Here is a 19207-nt window from a genome sequence, read left to right as displayed (position 1 = left end):
GCTGGCAGGCCGGAAGTTGGGCGAGATTATCCTCGCTATCGGACAGGCTGACAATCGCTGTTGCAGTCCGGAAAGAGAAACGGGCTTGCATAATTGCTCATGCAAGCCCGAATCGGTTCAATTCAGGTTGTGGCCGGTATTTGTATACCGGCTTCAGGTCCTGGAATTAGAACTTGTGACGAACGCCAACGGTGACAGCGGTTTGGCTGGCATCGTTGCCGGTGGTGTCGCCAGCGACGCCAGGGTTCTTCATGTCGGTAGCACGCAGGTTCGACACGAATGCGTACAGGTCGGTGCGCTTGGACAGGAAGTAGTCAGCACCCAGGTTGTACTGGGTCAGCTTGCCCTTGCCATCCAGGCCAGCGAAGTCAGCACGGGTGTACTGAACCGAACCCAGCAGCTTCAGGGACGGGCTCAGGGAGTAGGCGGTACCCAGTTCGTACATGTCAGCCTTTTGCGACAGGGCCAGGGTAGCAGCGGTGGTGCGGGTAGCAGCGGTCAGGCCGGTTGCAGCAGCGGTGTTCAGGTCTTGCTTGACGCGCGACCAGTTACCGTACACGCGGGCCGGGCCGAACTGGTAGGAAGCAACCACGTTCAGGACCTTAGCAGCGGTGTTGCCGGTGGAAGCAGCCACGCCTTGGCCAGTGGTGCCAACCAGCAGGCTGGTGTCAGCCGGGGTCGAGCCTTGCTTGGACTGGTAGTAGTTGATGCCCAGACCCAGAGGACCGTTGTCGTACTTACCACCCAGACCGAAGGCTTGGCCGCCGGAGGTCTTGCCAGCTTCTTCGCCGAAACCGTACATCAGGTTACCGGTGAAGCCGCTCAGGTTAGCGGTGGTGTAGCTGACCGAGTTGTTGGTACGGGTGCCTTGCAGACGGTTCAGAGCCGAACCGGAGTTCTGCACAACGCCACCGAAGTCAGCGACGGAGGTGTAAGCGGAGATGGTGTCAGCGAAGTCGGTTTGACGACCCAGCAGGACGGTACCGAAGCCACCAGCAAGACCGACCACGGACTTGCGGCGGAACAGGGTGTTGGTGCTCTTGGAGTCATCCAGAGCGCCGGTGTCGTTCTTGAAACCGGCTTCCAGGTTGAACACTGCGGACAGGCCGCCACCCAGATCTTCAACGCCCTTGAAACCAATACGCGAACCTTGGATCACGCCGGAGTTCATGGCGAACTTGCTGCCGGTGTTGGTGCCGCCAGCTGGGGTTTGTGCCTTGCTGGTGTAGGTAACACCGGTATCAACGATACCGTAGATAGTAACGGAGCTTTGTGCTTGAGCAGCACCTGCGAACGCGCCGAGGACGGCCAGTGCCAGCAGAGATTTTTTCATTTGACATCCTTCTATAAAAATAGTCTTGAGGATCCGTACTTCTGGTCGGATGGTGAGACATTAAGGGTTCTCATTTGGCGTGGCCGCAGATTGGTCACGTGGAGGCGGGAAATTTGGTTGAAAGCGTCAAACAGCACGGCTAGTGTTGTTTTTTTCAAACGTTTTCGAGGGCGCATCGGTCCCCGACGGGAAATCAGGCTTGCAACCCGTCACTTATTATCGGCCACAAGTGCAGAAACTTGATCCGGCACGTCTCGTCAATGCGCCTGTTGTTAAAACGATGCATTTCGTTGGATTTCGAGACAATTTTAAAAAAATGTCGATTGTGGGGCATAATTTTGGCTTTCTGACCGATCGTGGAGAGCTGATGGCCAATCGCGAAGACCTCGCAATCATCCGCGCCGCGCGCGCCGGACAAGCCGCCGCGCAACTCACCCTGGGCAAGCGTTACCTGTTTGGCGGCAATGGTTTGCCGCAAAGCCTGAGCACGGCATTCCACTGGCTGGAGCGCGCCGCGCGCCAGGAATTGGCGGATGCCTGGATGCTTATTGCCGAGCATATTCCGTATGAAGTTGTCGTCACGCTGACCCGCCCGCAAGAAGCGGCGCAATGGTATGAGCGCGCTTTCGAGGGCGGCATGAACAAGGCGGGGCTGGTGTTTGCTCGCCTGGTGCTGGAAAGTGCAGGCGAGCCTGATGCCGAACTGAAATCCCGAGCGATACGTGTACTGCAGGTGGTGGCGCGCGAGGGCGATCCCGATGCGCAGTGGCTGCTGGCGCGCCAGGGCAGCCAGCCTGCCGATCCCTCCGCCGGCGTGGCTCCGGTGGAGTCCGCGCCGCAGGCGCCAGCCGAGGATCTGCGGCAATGGACACAGAAGGCCGCTGACGCAGGGATCGAGCAGGCGCAACATGCGCTGGCCGACGCCGCCTGGCAGCAGGCCGACCTGGTGCAGTTCCGGCAGCGCGCGCAACCGCTGGCCGACAAGCTGCTGCGCCAATACGAAGCGCTGGTAGCGCAACTGAACGGGCCGGCCGAGTCGCTGGCCAATGTGCTTGGGCCGCAGAATATCGTCCTGCTGCGCCGCCTGGCCCAGGTCCATCTGGGCGAGAAGCGCGCCGACCTGCAACAGGCCCAGCAATTGCTGGAATTGGCCGCGCTGGCCTGCGACCGCGATGCGCAACTGGCGCTGGGCCTGTTGTATGGACGCCTGGACGAGCAGGGCGTGCGCTGCTTCCCCGGCCTGGGTTCGGCCAATTACAAGAAGGCCATCCGCTGGCTGACCCTGGCCGGTGAGCAGGGGATGGCGGCGGCCTGGTACGTACTTTCGCGCATCTATCTCAAGCCCGAGTTTTCCCAGCGCAATCTGGCCGATGTGCAGCATTACCTGGAACGGGCGGCCGAGATGGGCCATGTCGCCGCCCAGCTGGAATGCGGCATCGGCGCCTGGCGCAATCGCCGGGACGATGCCGGCAATGATGTGCGCGCCTTGTACTGGTTGCAGAAGGCCGCCAGCCAGGGTGACGAGCAGGCGCAGGCCTTGCTGGACAAGGTGGCCGACCGCCCGCAGGCGGCTGCCTGGGCGGTGCTGGCGCGTGCCCAGCTCACCCGCGAACAGGTCAATGCCCATCCCTTCCTGGCTGCGCGCATCGAACTGGCGACACTGTTCGGGCTCACGCGTCCCGAGGCTCTGCTGATCGACCTCAAGCAGGCCGATCGCGGTCATTGCCTGATGGTGGATATCCGCAGCCAGTACGCACGCAGCAAGCGTCGCCTGATCATGGTCGAGAATGGCGAGCAGCGCGGTGCCCTCAATCGCATCGGCCGCCTGTTCGAAGACGTGGACTGCGGGCCCAGCGGCCCCGAAGGCAACTACCGGCAGCGCTTGTATCGCCTCAAGACGGTCCTGCCGCAGTCGGCCGAGGAAGATGAACGCGAAGAGCCGCAGGATCTGGCCGCCTGAGTTCGAGGGCTCCGGAAAGAAAAACGGCTTGCTGGGTCATCCGACCAGCAAGCCGTTTCTTATTGCGCTTGCAAGAGGGCGCTTCAGAGCTGATCGGGCAGCTCGATCTCGCCTTCATACACCGAGACCGCCGGGCCGGTCATCATGACCGCTTCGCCGGGGCCGGACCAGGCGATGTTCAGTACGCCGCCATGGGTCTGTACGGCCACGGGGGAGTCCAGCAGGCCACGACGGATGCCCGCCACCACGGCGGCGCAGGCGCCGGTGCCGCAGGCCAGGGTTTCGCCCGCGCCGCGTTCATAGACCCGCAGGTTCACATGGTGGCGATCCACCACCTGCATGAAACCGGCGTTGACGCGCTTGGGAAAGCGTTCATGACGCTCGATCAGCGGCCCCTCGGTCAGCACCGGGGCTGCCTCGCTGTCCTCCACCACCTGTACTGCGTGCGGGTTGCCCATCGAGACGACCGAGATCCAGGTGGTCTTGCCGCCTACCTCGAGCGGCCACAGCGTGTCCTCGGCTTCGTTGCGGTGTTGCAGGCCGTGGCTGTCGAAGGGAACGTCGGCCGGGGTGAGGATGGGAGCGCCCATGTCCACCGTGATCTGGCCATCGTCTTCCAGGCGCGGTTCGATCACGCCTGACATGGTTTCCACGCGGATGGCGCGCTTGCTGGTCAAGCCCTTGTCGGTGACGAACTTGACGAAGGCGCGGGCGCCATTGCCGCACTGTTCCACTTCGCCGCCATCGGCGTTATAGATGCGATAACGGAAATCGACCCCCTCGCCATGCGCCTTCTCCACCACCAGCATCTGGTCGGCGCCAATGCCGAAGCGGCGGTCCGCAATGAATTGCCATTGCGCCGGGCTGAGGGAGATCGATTGGTTGATGGCGTCGAGGACGACAAAGTCGTTGCCCGCGCCATGCATCTTGGTGAATTTGATTTTCATGGACACATTATAAGAGAGGGCGGAGAGGGCGCCAGGCCCACGCTCAGGCGTCGTTGCGGCCGTAGACGTCGGGTTCGCCGGGCGGGCGCGTCTTGAAGCGCTTGTGCGCCCAGAAGTACTCTGCCGGATGTTCGCGCACGCGGTCTTCGATGAAGGCATTCATGCGCCGGGTCGCGGCGACGATGTCCTCGCCCGGATAGTCGGTCCAGGCCGGGTAGTAGGTGGCCTTCCAGCCTTTGTAGTCGGGCAGGAAAGTGCACACCACCGGCACCACGGCAGCTCCGGTGGCCGCGGCAATGCGGGCGGTGGCGGTGAGCGTGGCGGCAGGTACGCCGAAGAAGGGGACGAACTCGGCATCGCGGATGCCGAAGTCCATGTCGGGCAGCATCAGGAAAGGCAGGCCCTTGCGCATGGCGCGGATGATGGGCTTGACGCCTTGCTCGCGCGCCAGCAGCGTTGCCGGGCGGAAACGCAGGCGGCCTTTGAGCAGGGCGCGGTCAATGACGTCGTTGCGCTGCTTGGTATAGATGGTGCAGGCTGAATATTCCGAAAACACGCCCAGGGTCGCTCCGGGAATTTCCAGGCAGACGAAGTGCGGGGCCAGCAGAATGGTGGGTCCCTTGGCAAAGGTGTCCAGCGGCATGCCCGGTTCGACCTGGATCAGCCGGCGCAGGCGCGAGACCGGCGCCCACCAGAGGATGCCGCGTTCCAGGGCGCTGCGGGCGAACAGGCGGAAGTGCTCGCGGGCAATGCGTACGCGCTCTTCTTCGGTCTTCTCGGGGAAGCATAGCCGCAGGTTGGTCAGCGTGATGTGACGCCGGGGCCGCATATAGAGATAGAGCAGCGAACCGATGCCTTCTCCCAGTCGGCCCAGAATGGGCAGGGGCAGCCAGTGCAGCAGCCACATGATGGCCAGCAGGAATCTCATGCCGAGGCCTCCCCGGGACGGCTGACCCCGGGCGGAGTCTTGTAGCGGTTGTAGCTCCAGATGTACTGGGCCGGACAGCGCGCGATCAGGGCTTCCATGGCGGCGTTGATGGCCTGGGCCTGTTGCTCGGGCGTACCTTCCAGCGTTCCCTCGAAGGGCACGTAGTGGATGGCATAGCCGCGGCCCCAGGACAGCCGTTGCGCATAGGTCAGCAGGAGGGGCGCGCCGCTCATCTGCTGCAGCTTGGCCGACAGCGTCATGGTGTAGGCCGGCTTGTCGAAGAAGTCGGCCCAGACGCCTTCGCCATTCTGCGGCACCTGGTCGGGCAACAGGCCGATGGCCTGGCCGGTTTTGAGGGCTTTCAACAGGATGCGCACGCCCGCCAGGTTGGCCGGGGCCAGATGCAGGTTGGCGCGCGCGCGGGCGCCTTCGATCAGGGGCTTGAGGGCGGCCTTGCGGGGCGGACGGTAGAGCACGCTCAGGCTGGTGTGGCGGGCCACGACCTGGGCCGCGATCTCGAAGCAACCCAGATGGGGTGTCAGCAAGATGACCCCGGTCTTGGCTTCCAGCGCTTGCTGGACCAGCTCCCAATTGACGATGCGCGCAGTGCGCAGCACCCGGCGGGGACTTGCACACCAGATGAAGGGCAGCTCGAACATGCCCTTGCCCGCCTCGCCTACGGCCCGGTACAGGCTGGCACCATGCCCGGCCTGCGTGATGTTGCTGCGCAGACGGCGGCGATAGGAAGGCGAGAGCAGGAACACCAGCCAGCCCACCACCACGCCGATGGCATGCAAGGCTGGCAAGGGCAGGAAAGAGAGCAGGCGGAATAAAGAAACGAGCATACTTGCCGATAACGGTTGGGCGGGGTGCGTCCGCCGCCAAATTGCAGAAAATTGCAAGAGGCGTAAAATAGCACAAGCCGTCGAGTTAATGACAACTTGCGAGACGGGGTACAAATATCGCTAAAGCGTCGCAGGCACGACTAACGATGGGCCGCGACATGTTGCTAAATCGTTTTCAGTCAGAGGCTTGCAATGTCCAACGAATATCTCTTCACCTCCGAATCCGTCTCCGAAGGCCATCCCGACAAGGTTGCCGACCAGATCTCGGACGCCATTCTGGATGCCATCCTCACCCAGGACCCCCAATCCCGCGTCGCCGCCGAAACCCTGTGCAACACCGGTCTGGTGGTGCTGGCCGGTGAAATCACCACCCGCGCCAATGTCGACTACATCGATGTGGCCCGCGAGACCATCAAGCGCATCGGCTATGACAATGCCGACTTCGGCATCGACCACAAGAGCTGCGCCGTGCTGGTGGCCTACGACAAGCAATCCCCGGACATCGCCCAGGGCGTGGATGAAGGCCGTGGCGTGGACCTCGAACAAGGCGCCGGCGACCAGGGCCTGATGTTCGGCTACGCCTGCAATGAAACCCCGGAACTGATGCCGGCCGCGATCTACTACGCGCACCGCATCGTCGAGCGCCAGTCGCAACTGCGCAAGGATGGCCGCCTGCCCTGGCTGCGTCCGGACGCCAAGTCGCAGGTCACGCTGAAGTATGTGGATGGCAAGCCGGTGGCCATTGATACCGTGGTGCTGTCGACCCAGCACTCGCCCGAGATGGAGCAGAAGGCCATCCATGAGGCCGCCATCGAGGAAATCATCAAGCCGGTGCTGCCGGCCGAGTGGCTCAAGAACACCCGTTTCCTGATCAACCCCACCGGTCGCTTCGTCATCGGCGGCCCGCAGGGCGACTGCGGCCTGACTGGCCGCAAGATCATCGTCGATACCTATGGCGGCGCAGCGCCCCACGGCGGTGGCGCCTTCTCCGGCAAGGACCCGTCCAAGGTCGACCGTTCGGCCGCCTACGCCGGTCGTTACGTGGCCAAGAACATCGTCGCCGCCGGCCTGGCCGAGCGTTGCCAGATCCAGGTGTCCTACGCCATCGGCATCGCCAAGCCGACCTCGGTCATGGTGACCACCTTCGGCACCGGCAAGATCAGCGATGAAAAGCTGGCGCAACTGGTGCAGGAACACTTCGACCTGCGCCCCAAGGGCATCGTCCAGATGCTGGACCTGCTGCGTCCGATCTACGCCAAGACCGCCGCCTACGGCCACTTCGGCCGCGAAGAGCCGGAATTTACCTGGGAGCGTACCGACAAGGTCGCCGCCCTGCGCGCTTCGGCCGGTCTGTAATCAAGGCCATCCGGCGCGGGCCGGGTGATGGGCGGGGGGAACCCGATTTCCCAGCCTGTTCGGAGGATTGACTAACGCCCGTCCCGCGCTACAATGCTGTTCCCGTGGCTTCAGGGCCACGAACCGTACCGACGTTGGCATTGCGTCTGGCACGTGAATCTCACAATGCCTCACCGCTGCAAGGAGCGTTGCGACAGGGACATCCCCTGCCAGGCTTGAAGCGGTGAACAGGCGCACGTCGCCTGGCAACTGCGCTCACGTTACTTTTTTTCTGGCTTTTTCATGAAAGGAGGGCGTGAACAGCGCCATTGCCATGACTACTCAAACGAATCAACAAGACTACATCGTCGCCGACATCAAGCTGGCCGACTGGGGCCACAAGGAAATCAAGATCGCCGAAACCGAAATGCCGGGCCTGATGGCGATCCGCGAGGAATTCGCCGCCTCCCAGCCGCTCAAGGGCGCGCGCATCACCGGTTCGCTGCACATGACCATCCAGACCGCCGTGCTGATCCAGACCCTGGAAGCACTGGGCGCGCAAGTGCGTTGGGCTTCCTGCAACATCTACTCGACCCAGGACCACGCTGCTGCCGCGATTGCCTCCAACGGCACTCCGGTCTTCGCCATCAAGGGCGAGACTCTGGATGAATACTGGGAATACACCCACCGCATCTTCGAATGGACCGACGGTGGCTATTCCAACATGATCCTGGATGACGGCGGCGACGCCACCCTGCTGCTGCACCTGGGTTCGCGTGCCGAGGCCGATATCTCGGTGCTGGACAAGCCCGACTCCGAAGAAGCCGTGTGCCTCTTCAACGCCATCAAGCGCTATCTGGCCAAGGACGCCAACTGGTACTCCAAGCGCCTCAAGGAAATCAAGGGCGTGACCGAAGAGACCACCACCGGCGTGCACCGCCTGTACCAGATGCACAAGGAAGGCAAGCTGGCCTTCCCGGCCATCAACGTCAACGACTCGGTCACCAAGTCCAAGTTCGATAACCTCTACGGCTGCCGCGAATCCCTGGTGGATGGCATCAAGCGCGCCACTGACGTGATGATCGCTGGCAAGGTCGCCATCGTGGCTGGCTACGGTGACGTCGGCAAGGGCTCGGCCCAGGCCCTGCGCGCGCTGTCGGCGCAGGTATGGGTCACCGAGATCGACCCGATCTGCGCCCTGCAGGCCGCCATGGAAGGCTACCGCGTGGTGACCATGGATTACGCCGCCGAACACGGCGACATCTTCGTCACCTGCACCGGCAACTACCATGTGATCACCCACGAGCACATGAAGAAGATGAAGGACCAGGCCATCGTCTGCAACATCGGCCACTTCGACAATGAAATCGAAGTCGCCGCCCTGAAGCAGTACACCTGGGAAAACATCAAGCCGCAGGTCGATCACGTGATCTTCCCCGATGGCAAGCGCATCATCCTGCTGGCCGAAGGCCGCCTGGTCAACCTGGGTTGCGCCACCGGCCACCCGTCCTACGTGATGAGCTCGTCCTTCGCCAACCAGACCATCGCGCAGATCGAACTGTTCGTCAACACCAAGGACTACCCGGTCGGCGTCTACACGCTGCCCAAGCACCTGGACGAAAAGGTCGCCCGTCTGCAACTGAAGAAGCTCAACGCGCAACTGAGCGAACTGACCGCAGAACAGGCTGCCTACATCGGCGTGAAGGTCGAAGGCCCCTACAAGCCTGAGCATTACCGTTACTGATCCCTGTGCGGGCCGGCCCTGTGTCGGCCCGGCAGTTTCAGCATCGTCTGCCGCCCGTGCACTTGCATTGCCGTTGCCGGTGATGCAAGCTCTGCGGGTGGCGTCATCATTCCCCGACGGGGTCGAAAGGATTTTCCGTGCGTCTGCTGCTGACCTGGCTCATCAATGCCCTGGCCTTGCTGGCCGTTCCCTACCTGATGCACTCGGTGCAGGTCGACAGCTTCGGCTCGGCCCTGTTGGCCGCGCTCATCCTGGGTTTCGTCAATACCATCGTGCGCCCGGTGCTGGTCGTGCTGACCCTGCCGGTGACGGTGGTGACGCTGGGCCTGTTCATCCTGGTCATCAATGGCCTGATGTTCTGGGTAGTCGCGCAACTGGTGGGCGGTTTCCATGTGGCCGGATTCTGGTCGGCTGTAGGCGGCGCGCTGCTCTATAGCATCGTCTCCTGGGCGCTCTCGACGCTGTTGCTGAAATCGGGTCCGAATCAATGAGTACAAGTACACATAATTTCAGTATCGAATTCTTCCCGCCCAAGACCGCCGAAGGCGCGGAAAAACTGCGCGCCACCCGGGCCCGGCTGGCCGCGCTGCAACCCAAGTATTTCTCGGTGACCTTCGGCGCGGGTGGTTCCACCCAGCAGGGCACGCGCGACACCGTGCTGGAAATCGTCAGCGAAGGCCATGAAGCCGCGCCGCACCTGTCCTGCATCGGCAGCTCCCGCGCCAGCCTGCGCGCCATCCTGGAAGACTATCGCGCCAATGGCATCAAGCGCCTGGTGGCGCTGCGCGGCGACCTGCCCAGCGGTTATGGCGCGATGGACCAGGCCTCCAGCGAATTCCGCTATGCCAACGAGCTGGTCGAGTTCGTCCGCGCCGAGACCGGCGACTGGTTCCACATCGAAGTGGCGGCCTACCCGGAAATGCACCCGCAGGCGCGCTCGCCCCAGGACGATGCGCAGAATTTCGCGCGCAAGGTCAAGGCCGGCGCCAACTCCGCCATCACCCAGTATTTCTACAATGCCGACGCCTACTTCCGCTTCGTGGACGAGGCTGCCAAACTGGGGGCGAACGTGCCGGTGATCGCGGGCATCATGCCCATCACCAACTATTCGCAGCTGATGCGTTTCTCGGACATGTGCGGCACCGAGATTCCGCGCTGGATCCGCCTGAAGCTGGCCAGCTATGGCGACGATACCGAATCGATCCGCGCCTTTGGCCTGGACGTGGTCACCCAACTGTGCGAGCGGCTGCTGGCCGGCGGCGCACCGGGCCTGCATTTCTATTCACTCAACCAGTCCGGGCCGACCCAGGCCATCTGGCAGCAACTGGTGGAGTAAAGAGACAGGGCAGGCAAGCCTCCAGGAAGCCGGACACCCACGTGGTCCGGCTTTTTTTATTGTTCAGTCAGCATCGGTCAGGATGGCCTCCATCGGCATGTCATGCGCCTGCGGCTCAAAGGCCGCCAGGCCGAAGCTGTAGCACACACCCACCGCCCGGGGGCGGGGCAGGCCCGCCAGGGTACGGTCATAGAAGCCGCCGCCATACCCCAGCCGGAAACCGGCGGCATTGAAACCTACGCAAGGAATCAGCAGGGCTTGCGGCTGGACCTCCGGCGCCGAGGGCAGGGGCGTCAAGGTACCCAGCGCATCCTTTTGCAGCGCATCGCCTGGCTGCCAGGCGCGAAACAGCAGCGGCGCGTCCTTGTCCACCACCACCGGCAGGCACAGGTGCACGCCACGCGCGGCCAGCGCGTTATAGGCGGCAGCCAGGTCGGGCTCGCCCCGGATCGGTTGATAGACCGCCAGACTGCTCACGCCGGCCCGCATCGTCCAGTCCAGCACGCGCTGGCTGATGCGGGCATCGGCACGCTCGCGCTCTCGGACGTCCAGCGTTTTGCGGCACGCCAGCAGCGCTGTGCGCAACTGCTGCTTGTGCAGCACAAGACTGGCTGTTTCCGACGACGGGGCTGGGGTGTCGCGTGCTATGCTTGGGTTCATTATCTGTTTCATCAATCTGTATGAAGAAGCTTGCATGAGTATGCGTCCGAAGAATCATCCGTTCAAGCAGCGCCTGCGCGCGCTGGCCGCCTCCGTGGCGCTCCCCCTGGCCCTGGCAGGCGTGGCCGCGTTCGCCGTTGCACCGGCCGCCCAGGCGCAGAAGCGTCTGGCCCCGGACGCCGCACCCGACGACATCTTCCTGGCCCTGCGCCAGGCCGCCGCCACCGACAATGCGGCGCTGGCGCAAGACCTGGCGTCGCGCCTGTCGGGCTATGAACTGGCGTCCTATGTCGATTACTACCGCCTCAAGCCGCGCGTGCGCGACTACAGCGCCAGCGAGCAGGAAATCCGTGATTTCCTGGCCCGCTGGGACGGCCAGGCCATTGTCGATCGCCTGCGCAATGACTGGCTGCTGGCCTTGGGCAAGACCGGCAACTGGGCCGTCTTCGATGAGCAATATCCCAAGTTCGTGCTCAACGACGATACCCAGGTCAAATGCTTCGCGCTGAATTCGCGCGCCCTCAAGGGCGAGAACGTGGCCGAGGAAGCGCGCGCCCTGCTCACCAATCCCAAGGATTACGGCCAGGGCTGCAGCGACCTCATCGCCACCCTGGCGCAGAACGGGCAGTTCAGCCAGGCCGATGTCTGGTTCCAGATCCGCCAGGCCGCCGAGAACGGCAACGCCACCGTGGCCCGCCGCGCTGCCGTGCTGGTTGACAGCGGCGATGTCAGCGTGACCCAGGTGATGGACCGTCCGGCGCTGATGCTGGCCAAGGGACCGGGCAAGGGCGTGGCCAACCACCAGCTCTACATCATCGCACTGGGCCGCATCGCCAAGAGCAATCCGGCCCAGGCCGCCACCTATCTCAATGACGCCGGACGCAACCTCACCGCGCAGGAAGCCACGCAGGCGTGGGCGCAGATCGCCCTGGCCGCATCCTACAAGCTGGCGCCGGAAGCCTCGGATTACTGGCGCCGCGCCAAGGATACGCCGCTCACGCAAGACGCCATGCAGTGGAAGGTCCGCATGGCCCTGCGCGATGGCGACTGGAAGACCGTGCGCAAGACCATCGAAGCCATGCCCGCGCCGCTGCGCAGCGATACCGCCTGGGTCTACTGGCTGGGCCGCGCGCTCAAGGAAGACGGCCAGCATGAAGCCGCCCGTCGCCTGTTCGAATCCATCGCGCCCAACTTCAGCTTCTATGGCCAGCTGGCGCTGGAAGAGCTGGGCCAGAAGATCACCATTCCACCCGGCCCGACCCCGCCCGGTGCGGGCGAAGTGGCCCTGTATTCGCAGAATGCCGGCTTCAAGCGCTCGCTCAAGTTCTACCAGCTGAACCTGCGCTTCGAAGCCATCCGCGAATGGAACTGGGAACTGCGCAACATGACCGACCGCCAGTTGCTGGCTGCTGCCGAATACGCCCGCCAGAACGACGTGCTGGACCGCATGGTCAACACCTCCGACCGCACCAAGAGCGAGTTCGATTTCACCCAGCGCTTCCCCGCGCCGCACCTGCCGGAGATGAACGCCGCCACCAAGCCCCTGGGCATGGAGAACGCCTGGGTCTATGGCCTGATCCGCCAGGAATCGCGCTTCATCAAGTCGGCCCGCTCGCATGTGGGCGCGTCCGGCCTGATGCAGTTGATGCCGGCCACTGCCAAGTTCGTCGCCCGCAAGATCGGCATGAGCGAATTCACCGCCGACCAGGTCAACGACATCAATACCAACCTGCTGCTGGGCACCAGCTATCTCGATATGGTGCTGAACAACCTGGAAGGTTCGGAGACCCTGGCCACGGCCGGCTACAATGCCGGCCCCGGCCGCCCGCGCACCTGGCGCGCGACCTTGCCCAGGCCGGTGGAAGGAGCGATCTTCGCAGAGATCATTCCTTTCAATGAAACCCGGGGCTATGTCAAGAACGTGATGTCCAATGCGACTTACTATGCGGCCATGTTCGAGAACCGTCCGCAATCGCTGAAGCAACGCATGGGGACCGTGGCGCCCAATTCCAACGTGGCCACCGACCTGCCCTGATTCCCATGCCCGCCTGGCCGCGCTCCTCGCATGGCGACCAGGCGGAAATCGGAGAGTGACAAATGGCATTCAAGAAGATCCTCGTCATCGGTGGCTCCGGCTTCATCGGCACACGCCTGGTGGAGCTGCTGGGCAGCAGCACCGATTACCGTGTCATGGTCCCCACGCGCCGCTACGAGCGCGCCAAGCACCTGCTGGTGTCGCCCGTGGTCACGGTGGTGCAGGCCAATATCCATGACGATGCAGTCCTGGCGCGACTGGTCGCCGAAGCCGATGTGGTCATCAACCTGGTCGGCATCCTGCAATCGCGTCCGGCACGCGGCGGCGCAGCCTATGGTCCCGATTTCGAGCGCCAGCATGTGCTGCTGCCGCGCCGCATCGTCGCCGCCTGCGTAGAGCAGGGTGTGAAGCGTTACCTGCACATGAGCGCGCTGTGCGCCGATGCCAAGGGACCGTCGATGTACCTGCGCTCCAAGGCGGCCGGTGAGCAGGAAGCCTTGTCGGCGCCGTCGCTGGATGTGGCCATCTTCCGGCCCTCGGTGGTGTTCGGCGAGGGCGACAATTTCCTCAACATGTTCGCCGGCCTGAACCGCATGTTCCCGGTGATCCCGCTGGGCAGCCCCGATGCGCGCTTCCAGCCGGTCTACGTGGGCGACGTGGCGCAGGCCTTCGTCAATGCCCTGGCGCTGCCGCGCCTGGGTGGCAAGGTCTTCGAGCTGGGCGGTCCCAAGCAGTACACGCTGCGTGAACTGGTGCGCCTGTCAGGATGGTACAGCGGGCATCCGCGTCCCATCGTCGGCCTGCCTGATGCGCTGGGCTGGCTGCAGGCCTTCGCCCTGGAACACCTGCCGGGCAAGCTGATGAGCCGCGACAACGTCGCTTCCATGCAGGTGGACAATGTGCTGCACGCGCCCCTGGCCGCCGAACTGCGGCTCACGCCCAAGTCGGTGGAAGAGGTGGTGCCTGGCTATCTCTGTCCGCGCAGTCCGCAACAGCAGTTTGATCTCTTCCGCAGCACGGCGCGGCGCTGACGGCGATGTCCTTCGCCGCGCCTTCCGATCCTCAAGAAACGAGCCCACATGCAAGATACTGAACTTGATCCGGTATTGTCCGAAACGCTGCAAAAAGCCGGCCGCCATCTACCCACGCTGGTGATCGCCAACAAGAATTACTCGTCCTGGTCCATGCGTCCGTGGGTCGCCATGGTAGCCTTCGACATTCCCTTCAAGGAAGTGCGACTGCTGCTGGACCAGCCCGAGACTGCCGCCGAGATCGCCCGCTACACCGGTTCGGGCCGGGTGCCCGTGCTGCTCGATGGCGACATCGCCATCTGGGATTCGCTGTCCATCTGCGAATACCTGGCCGAGCAATTCCCCGACCGCCACCTGTGGCCGGCGCGCACCGATGCGCGCGCCATCGCACGCAGCATCTGCGCCGAGATGCACTCCGGCTTCAGCGGCCTGCGCAGCGCCATGAGCATGGATATCCGTGGCCGCTACCCGGGCCAGGGCCGTACCGCTGCAGCCCAGGCCGATATCGCCCGCGTTTGCGAGATCTGGGAAGAATGCCTCTCGCAATTCGGCCACCATGATTTCCTCTTCGGTGATTTCTCCATCGCCGACGCCTTCTACGCCCCGGTGGTGATGCGCTTCATCAGCTACCAGGTGCCACTGGCCCCGGCGCTGCAAGCCTATGCCGACCGCGTGCGCGAACACCCGGCCGTGGCGCGCTGGATCGCCGAAGCGCTGGCCGAGAAGGAAATCCTTCCGGACCACAAGTGAGGCGCAGCCGATGAAGACCTACACCGTCGGCGGCGCAGTGCGCGACGGCTTGCTGGGCCTGCCGGTGAAGGACCGCGACCACGTGGTGGTGGGTGCGACGCCGGAGCAGTTGCTGGCGCTGGGTTTCCGCCCGGTGGGCAAGGATTTTCCGGTGTTCCTGCATCCGCACACCCAGGAGGAATATGCCCTGGCCCGTACCGAGCGCAAGACCGCGCCCGGTTACAAGGGCTTCGCCTTCCATGCTGCACCCGATGTGACGTTGGAAGACGACCTCGCGCGCCGCGACCTGACCATCAACGCCATTGCGCAGGATGAAGATGGCACGCTGGTCGATCCCTATCATGGACGCGCCGATATCGCCGCGCGCGTGTTCCGCCATGTCTCCGAGGCCTTCATCGAGGACCCGGTGCGCATCCTGCGCGTGGCCCGCTTTGCGGCGCGCTTCGCCGATTTCACGGTGGCCCCCGAGACCAATGCGCTCATGCAGCGCATGGTCGAGCAAGGTGAAGTCGATGCCTTGGTGCCGGAGCGCGTCTGGCAAGAGCTCTCGCGCGGCCTGATGGAGCAGAAGCCTTCGCGCATGTTCGAGGTCTTGCGCGTCTGTGGCGCATTGCAGCGCATCCTGCCTGAGCTGGATGCGCTATGGGGCGTACCGCAGCCGGAGCAGTGGCATCCGGAAATCGATACCGGCATCCACGTGATGCTGGTGGTGGACTGGGCGGCGGCGCAGGGCTTTGCCTTGCCGGTCCGTTTTGCCGCCTTGCTGCATGATCTGGGCAAGGGGACCACGCCACCCGAGATGTGGCCGCGTCACCATGGCCACGAAGCGCGCAGCGAGCGCCTGGCCGAACAGGTCTGTACGCGCCTGAAGGTGCCCGGCGAATGTCGCGATCTCGCGCTGATGACGGCCCGCGAGCATGGCAACGTCGGCCGCGCCTTCGAGATGCGCCCGGATACGCTGGTCAAGTTCTTCTCGCGCTGCGACGCCTTCCGCAAGCCGCAGCGCTTCATCGACATGCTGCGTGCGGCCGAGTGCGATCATCGCGGTCGCACCGGCCTGGAGCAGCAGCCCTTCCCGCAGGCTGCCTACCTCGAAGGCGCGCTGCAGGCAGCGCAGCAGATCGATGCCGGCGCGATCGCCCAGGCGCAGTCGCAGCCGCAACGCATTCCCGAGGCCATCCAGGCAGCGCGTACCGAGCAGGTGGCGGCCTTCGTCGTTCAGCACGGTGCGCAAGCCATGAGCAAGGAGCGACGATGAGCAATCCTCTGGCCCGGCTGATCCGGCGCCTGCGCGGCGGCAAAGCGGAGCAGGACGCACGACAGGAAAAGCCGCACGTGTTCGTCAAGGAACTGTCGCCGCGCTCGCGCCGCCACCTGCTGCGCCACTTCCTGGCGCTGGAAGAAAAGGATCGTCTGCTGCGCTTCGGCTCCAAGCTGTCCGACGACATGGTCACGCGCTACGTCGAGGGTATCAATTTCGAGCGCGATACCGTCTTTGGCGTCTACGACCGTCGCCTGCGCCTCTTGGGCGTAGGACATCTGGCCTTTGCGCCCAAGGAAGCCACGCGCATCAGCGGCGCGACCATCAAGCCGGTGGTGGCCGAGTTCGGCGTATCGGTCTCGGCGGCGGCGCGCGGACTGGGTGTAGGCACGCGCCTGTTCATGCGCGCCTCGATGCACTGTCGCAATGCCGATGTCGATACGCTGTACATGCACTGCCTCTCGTCCAACAAGGTGATGATGCACATCGCCAAGAAGGCCGGCATGGAAATCCACCGCGACTATGGCGAGGCCGACGCCTACCTCAAGATCAAGCCCGCCAATTCGGCCACGGTCTTCCAGGAAGCCCTGGAAGAGCAGGTCGCCATGCTGGACTACATCGTCAAGGCCAACTTCAAGGCCTTGCTCAAATGGGGCGCACGCGTGACCGGCCTCGGCGCCAGGAAGAAGGACGACGGCGCACCGCCTCCGGCCGCCTGACGCGCTTCTTGCGCAAGCGCACATGACCATCCGGGCGAGGGGGCGCATAATATGCGCCTCACTTTGATAACGGGTATGCCATGAGCACCAATCCCAACACCGATGATTTCTTCGCCACCGTCGCCACCAAGTCCGATAGCGGAGCCTTGCGCGGCGACTACAGCCAGGCCGACGCCAACTACGTCGTGGCCCAGAACTGGGAAGGCTACACGCCGGCCCAGCACGCGCTGTGGCGACGCCTCTACGAGCGCCAGGCCAGGCTGATTCCCGGCCGCGCCTGCGATGTCTTCATCGATAGCCTGAAGGCCCTCGACGTCTCGCAAGGCATCCCGCGCTTCGATCGCACCACCGACGCCCTCTACAAGGCCACTGGTTGGGAGTTGGTGGCCGTGCCGGGTCTGGTGCCGGACCAGACCTTCTTCGAACACCTGGCCAACCGCCGTTTCCCGGTCACGGTATGGTTGCGGGAGGAGCATGAGTTCGACTATATCGTCGAACCCGATCTCTTCCACGACTTCTTCGGCCACGTGCCGCTGTTGTTCAATCCGGTCTTCGCCAATCACCTGCAGGAATACGGCAAGGGCGGCCTGAAGGCCCTCAAGCTCGACGGCCTGGCCTATCTGGCGCGCTTGTACTGGTACACCATCGAGTTTGGCCTGATCCAGAGCGAGGCCGGCTTGCGCATCTACGGCGCGGGCATCCTGTCGTCCGGTGGCGAGGTGGAATATTGCCTCTCCAGCGACACGCCGCGCCGCGTGCCTTTCCAGGTCGAACGCATCATGCGCACGCTCTACAAGATCGATACCTACCAGGAAACCTACTTCGTCATTCGCGACTTCGAGCAACTCTTCAACGATACCGCGCCCGACTTCACGCCCTTCTATGAGCGCTTGAAACAGCAGGAGCCCTTACCGGCCCATACCTTGCTGCCAGGCGAACCGAATCTGGGGCCTAAGCGCTCGGCCTGAACGCGCAATCCTTGGCGCCTGCATCGAATCATCGCTATGTTTGTGGTCAGTTTGCTGACTGATGGCGACATGGGTGATGCAAGTCAAGAGGGCCCCACCTGGTCTGCGGACAATGAAACGCTTCATTGTCCGCCACCTAGGAGCCCGCCATGTCATGCCAGCCCATCCTGAGCATCCTGTTGCTCGCCGCCAGTACCCAGTTCATCCTGCCCGCCAATGCAGCCGGCCAGGAGCCGATTATCCCCATCCAGCCGGCCCGGGTCAGCAATCCCGCCATGGTGGAACTGGGCAAGCAGCTGTTTTTTGATCCGCGCCTGTCCAGATCCGGTTTCATCTCCTGCAACTCCTGCCATAACCTTTCCATGGGGGGGACGGATAACCTGAAGAGCTCCATCGGCCACAACTGGCAGCAAGGTCCGATCAATTCGCCGACGGTGCTCAATGCGAAATTCAATGCCGCCCAGTTCTGGGATGGACGCGCTGCCGATCTGAAGGCCCAGGCCGGTGGTCCGGTCGCCAATCCCAAGGAGATGGCGTTTTCGCATGCGCTGGCGGTGGAAGTATTGCAGTCCATTCCGGGCTATGTCGCCGCGTTCAAGCAAGCCTTTGGCAACGACAGGCTGGGCATGGACGAAGTGACGCAGGCCATTGCGTCCTTCGAGGAAACCCTGGTCACGCCCGATTCCCGCTTCGACAAATGGCTCAAGGGCGACCGGCGCGCGCTCACGCGCAAGGAGCTGGAAGGCTACCGGCTCTTCAAGGAGTCCGGTTGCGTCGCCTGTCACAATGGCGCTGCCGTGGGCGGAAATTCCTTCCAGAAGATGGGCCTGGTGGCGCCCTACCAGACCAGCAATCCGGCGCAGGGGCGCGCCGACGTGACAGGCAAGGAGGCCGATCGCTTCCACTTCAAGGTGCCGACCCTGCGTAACGTCGAGCTGACCTATCCGTATTTCCATGATGGCGCCGCTGCCACTCTGTCCGAAGCGGTCGATACCATGGCGCGCATCCAGTTGGGCAGGCAGTTCAGCGCCGAGGAGAACGCCAAGGTGGTCGCCTTCCTCAAGACCCTGACTGGCGAGCAGCCGCGCTTGCAGTTGCCGGTCTTGCCGCCCTCGGCCGAGAACACACCGCGTCCGCAACCCTTTGGTCATCCTTGAAACGCAATCGGCGAAAAAAAAGCGGATCTGACAGGGGGAGCCAGATCCGCGAGCTAGTGGTGCTTTCAACACTAGAGGGGAGGAACCTTGCACAGTAACGGATACCAATCAATCGCTGTTCAAGTGAGGCCTATTAAACGTCAGCGTCGAAGCGGGTCCAATGGCTTTTACTGGATGTTACATTCGCGTCTTGCTTGT

At 63.5% G+C, this 19207-nt stretch carries 17 protein-coding genes and 1 riboswitch; of the genes, 12 read left to right on the top strand and 5 right to left on the bottom strand.

The window, feature by feature from the left end:
• Nucleotides 1-166 precede the first annotated feature (166 nt).
• The gene (locus tag BGK68_RS01920; RefSeq protein ID WP_075255691.1) at nucleotides 167-1333 is read right to left on the bottom strand and encodes a porin; all 1167 of its coding nucleotides are present in this window, start codon (nucleotides 1331-1333) and stop codon (nucleotides 167-169) included.
• Between the two features lie 367 nt (nucleotides 1334-1700).
• Between BGK68_RS01920 and BGK68_RS01915 the strand changes: the two genes are divergently transcribed.
• Nucleotides 1701-3293 (top strand): tetratricopeptide repeat protein, encoded by a 1593-nt coding sequence (locus BGK68_RS01915; protein ID WP_075255690.1) that lies wholly within the window; start codon nucleotides 1701-1703, stop codon nucleotides 3291-3293.
• 83 nt (nucleotides 3294-3376) lie between these two features.
• Here the strand turns inward: BGK68_RS01915 and dapF are convergent, their stop codons facing one another.
• From dapF to BGK68_RS01900, 3 genes are read right to left on the bottom strand one after another with little or no spacing between them, the layout of a single operon-like run.
• Nucleotides 3377-4240, bottom strand: a complete 864-nt coding sequence (gene dapF / locus BGK68_RS01910; protein WP_075255689.1) for a diaminopimelate epimerase — start codon at nucleotides 4238-4240, stop codon at nucleotides 3377-3379.
• 43 nt (nucleotides 4241-4283) lie between these two features.
• A complete protein-coding gene (locus BGK68_RS01905) occupies nucleotides 4284-5168 on the bottom strand; it encodes an LpxL/LpxP family acyltransferase (protein WP_075255688.1) in 885 nt (294 codons plus the stop codon).
• Nucleotides 5165-6013 (bottom strand): lysophospholipid acyltransferase family protein, encoded by an 849-nt coding sequence (locus tag BGK68_RS01900; RefSeq protein ID WP_075255687.1) that lies wholly within the window; start codon nucleotides 6011-6013, stop codon nucleotides 5165-5167. Before BGK68_RS01900 ends, BGK68_RS01905 begins: the two co-directional genes overlap by 4 nt.
• 192 nt (nucleotides 6014-6205) lie before the next feature.
• Between BGK68_RS01900 and metK the strand changes: the two genes are divergently transcribed.
• The 4 genes from metK to metF all read left to right on the top strand — a co-directional run bounded on the left by metK (nucleotide 6206) and on the right by metF (nucleotide 10428).
• Nucleotides 6206-7369: a methionine adenosyltransferase gene (gene metK / locus BGK68_RS01895; RefSeq protein WP_075255686.1), complete on the top strand. Its 1164-nt coding sequence runs from the start codon at nucleotides 6206-6208 to the stop codon at nucleotides 7367-7369.
• A 174-nt stretch (nucleotides 7370-7543) separates the two neighbouring features.
• A riboswitch (S-adenosyl-L-homocysteine riboswitch) is annotated at nucleotides 7544-7633 on the top strand.
• A gap of 49 nt (nucleotides 7634-7682) precedes the next feature.
• Entirely contained in the window at nucleotides 7683-9092 is a 1410-nt protein-coding gene (gene ahcY / locus BGK68_RS01890; protein ID WP_407645616.1) for an adenosylhomocysteinase, read from the top strand.
• A gap of 137 nt (nucleotides 9093-9229) precedes the next feature.
• Complete coding sequence (locus BGK68_RS01885) at nucleotides 9230-9583, top strand: phage holin family protein (RefSeq protein WP_013236213.1); 354 nt, start codon at nucleotides 9230-9232, stop codon at nucleotides 9581-9583.
• Entirely contained in the window at nucleotides 9580-10428 is an 849-nt protein-coding gene (gene metF, locus BGK68_RS01880; protein WP_075255684.1) for a methylenetetrahydrofolate reductase [NAD(P)H], read from the top strand. The genes BGK68_RS01885 and metF overlap by 4 nt, the downstream gene beginning before the upstream one ends.
• A 63-nt stretch (nucleotides 10429-10491) precedes the next feature.
• On the opposite strand, the gene BGK68_RS01875 is transcribed toward metF, so the two are convergent.
• Nucleotides 10492-11088 carry a 5-formyltetrahydrofolate cyclo-ligase gene (locus BGK68_RS01875; RefSeq protein ID WP_233149219.1) on the bottom strand — a complete coding sequence of 199 codons (597 nt, stop codon included), beginning with the start codon at nucleotides 11086-11088 and terminating at the stop codon, nucleotides 10492-10494.
• A gap of 34 nt (nucleotides 11089-11122) precedes the next feature.
• Between BGK68_RS01875 and BGK68_RS01870 the strand changes: the two genes are divergently transcribed.
• The 7 genes from BGK68_RS01870 (at nucleotide 11123) to BGK68_RS01840 (ending at nucleotide 19009) form a co-directional block, all read left to right on the top strand.
• Nucleotides 11123-13123 (top strand): lytic transglycosylase domain-containing protein, encoded by a 2001-nt coding sequence (locus tag BGK68_RS01870; RefSeq protein WP_075255682.1) that lies wholly within the window; start codon nucleotides 11123-11125, stop codon nucleotides 13121-13123.
• A gap of 62 nt (nucleotides 13124-13185) precedes the next feature.
• Nucleotides 13186-14154 (top strand): complex I NDUFA9 subunit family protein, encoded by a 969-nt coding sequence (locus tag BGK68_RS01865; RefSeq protein ID WP_075255681.1) that lies wholly within the window; start codon nucleotides 13186-13188, stop codon nucleotides 14152-14154.
• 48 nt (nucleotides 14155-14202) lie between these two features.
• Nucleotides 14203-14904, top strand: coding sequence for a glutathione S-transferase family protein (locus BGK68_RS01860; RefSeq protein WP_075255680.1), 702 nt, complete (start codon nucleotides 14203-14205; stop codon nucleotides 14902-14904).
• Between the two features lie 10 nt (nucleotides 14905-14914).
• Entirely contained in the window at nucleotides 14915-16162 is a 1248-nt protein-coding gene (locus BGK68_RS01855) for a multifunctional CCA addition/repair protein (protein WP_075255679.1), read from the top strand.
• A complete protein-coding gene (locus BGK68_RS01850) occupies nucleotides 16159-16884 on the top strand; it encodes a GNAT family N-acetyltransferase (RefSeq protein ID WP_075255678.1) in 726 nt (241 codons plus the stop codon). The genes BGK68_RS01855 and BGK68_RS01850 overlap by 4 nt, the downstream gene beginning before the upstream one ends.
• Nucleotides 16885-16964: 80 nt before the next feature.
• Nucleotides 16965-17852 carry a phenylalanine 4-monooxygenase gene (phhA, locus tag BGK68_RS01845; protein WP_075255677.1) on the top strand — a complete coding sequence of 296 codons (888 nt, stop codon included), beginning with the start codon at nucleotides 16965-16967 and terminating at the stop codon, nucleotides 17850-17852.
• Between the two features lie 149 nt (nucleotides 17853-18001).
• Entirely contained in the window at nucleotides 18002-19009 is a 1008-nt protein-coding gene (locus BGK68_RS01840) for a cytochrome-c peroxidase (protein ID WP_075255676.1), read from the top strand.
• Nucleotides 19010-19207 lie beyond the last annotated feature (198 nt).

Source organism: Herbaspirillum camelliae, assembly GCF_001929405.1.
In the GTDB taxonomy this organism is placed as follows: domain Bacteria; phylum Pseudomonadota; class Gammaproteobacteria; order Burkholderiales; family Burkholderiaceae_D; genus Herbaspirillum; species Herbaspirillum seropedicae.
Note: the sequence above shows the minus strand (reverse complement) of the source record. Positions and strands in the feature narration are given on the sequence as shown.

Excerpts from the sequence above, each read along its gene's own strand:
- BGK68_RS01920 (WP_075255691.1), bottom strand. The coding sequence starts at position 1,333 with ATGAAAAAATCTCTGCTGGCACTGGCCGTCCTCGGCGCGTTCGCAGGT.
- BGK68_RS01915 (WP_075255690.1), top strand. The coding sequence starts at position 1,701 with ATGGCCAATCGCGAAGACCTCGCAATCATCCGCGCCGCGCGCGCCGGA.
- dapF (WP_075255689.1), bottom strand. The coding sequence starts at position 4,240 with ATGAAAATCAAATTCACCAAGATGCATGGCGCGGGCAACGACTTTGTC.
- BGK68_RS01905 (WP_075255688.1), bottom strand. The coding sequence starts at position 5,168 with ATGAGATTCCTGCTGGCCATCATGTGGCTGCTGCACTGGCTGCCCCTG.
- BGK68_RS01900 (WP_075255687.1), bottom strand. The coding sequence starts at position 6,013 with ATGCTCGTTTCTTTATTCCGCCTGCTCTCTTTCCTGCCCTTGCCAGCC.
- metK (WP_075255686.1), top strand. The coding sequence starts at position 6,206 with ATGTCCAACGAATATCTCTTCACCTCCGAATCCGTCTCCGAAGGCCAT.
- ahcY (WP_407645616.1), top strand. The coding sequence starts at position 7,683 with ATGACTACTCAAACGAATCAACAAGACTACATCGTCGCCGACATCAAG.
- metF (WP_075255684.1), top strand. The coding sequence starts at position 9,580 with ATGAGTACAAGTACACATAATTTCAGTATCGAATTCTTCCCGCCCAAG.
- BGK68_RS01875 (WP_233149219.1), bottom strand. The coding sequence starts at position 11,088 with ATGAACCCAAGCATAGCACGCGACACCCCAGCCCCGTCGTCGGAAACA.
- BGK68_RS01870 (WP_075255682.1), top strand. The coding sequence starts at position 11,123 with ATGAGTATGCGTCCGAAGAATCATCCGTTCAAGCAGCGCCTGCGCGCG.
- BGK68_RS01865 (WP_075255681.1), top strand. The coding sequence starts at position 13,186 with ATGGCATTCAAGAAGATCCTCGTCATCGGTGGCTCCGGCTTCATCGGC.
- BGK68_RS01860 (WP_075255680.1), top strand. The coding sequence starts at position 14,203 with ATGCAAGATACTGAACTTGATCCGGTATTGTCCGAAACGCTGCAAAAA.
- BGK68_RS01855 (WP_075255679.1), top strand. The coding sequence starts at position 14,915 with ATGAAGACCTACACCGTCGGCGGCGCAGTGCGCGACGGCTTGCTGGGC.
- BGK68_RS01850 (WP_075255678.1), top strand. The coding sequence starts at position 16,159 with ATGAGCAATCCTCTGGCCCGGCTGATCCGGCGCCTGCGCGGCGGCAAA.
- phhA (WP_075255677.1), top strand. The coding sequence starts at position 16,965 with ATGAGCACCAATCCCAACACCGATGATTTCTTCGCCACCGTCGCCACC.
- BGK68_RS01840 (WP_075255676.1), top strand. The coding sequence starts at position 18,002 with ATGTCATGCCAGCCCATCCTGAGCATCCTGTTGCTCGCCGCCAGTACC.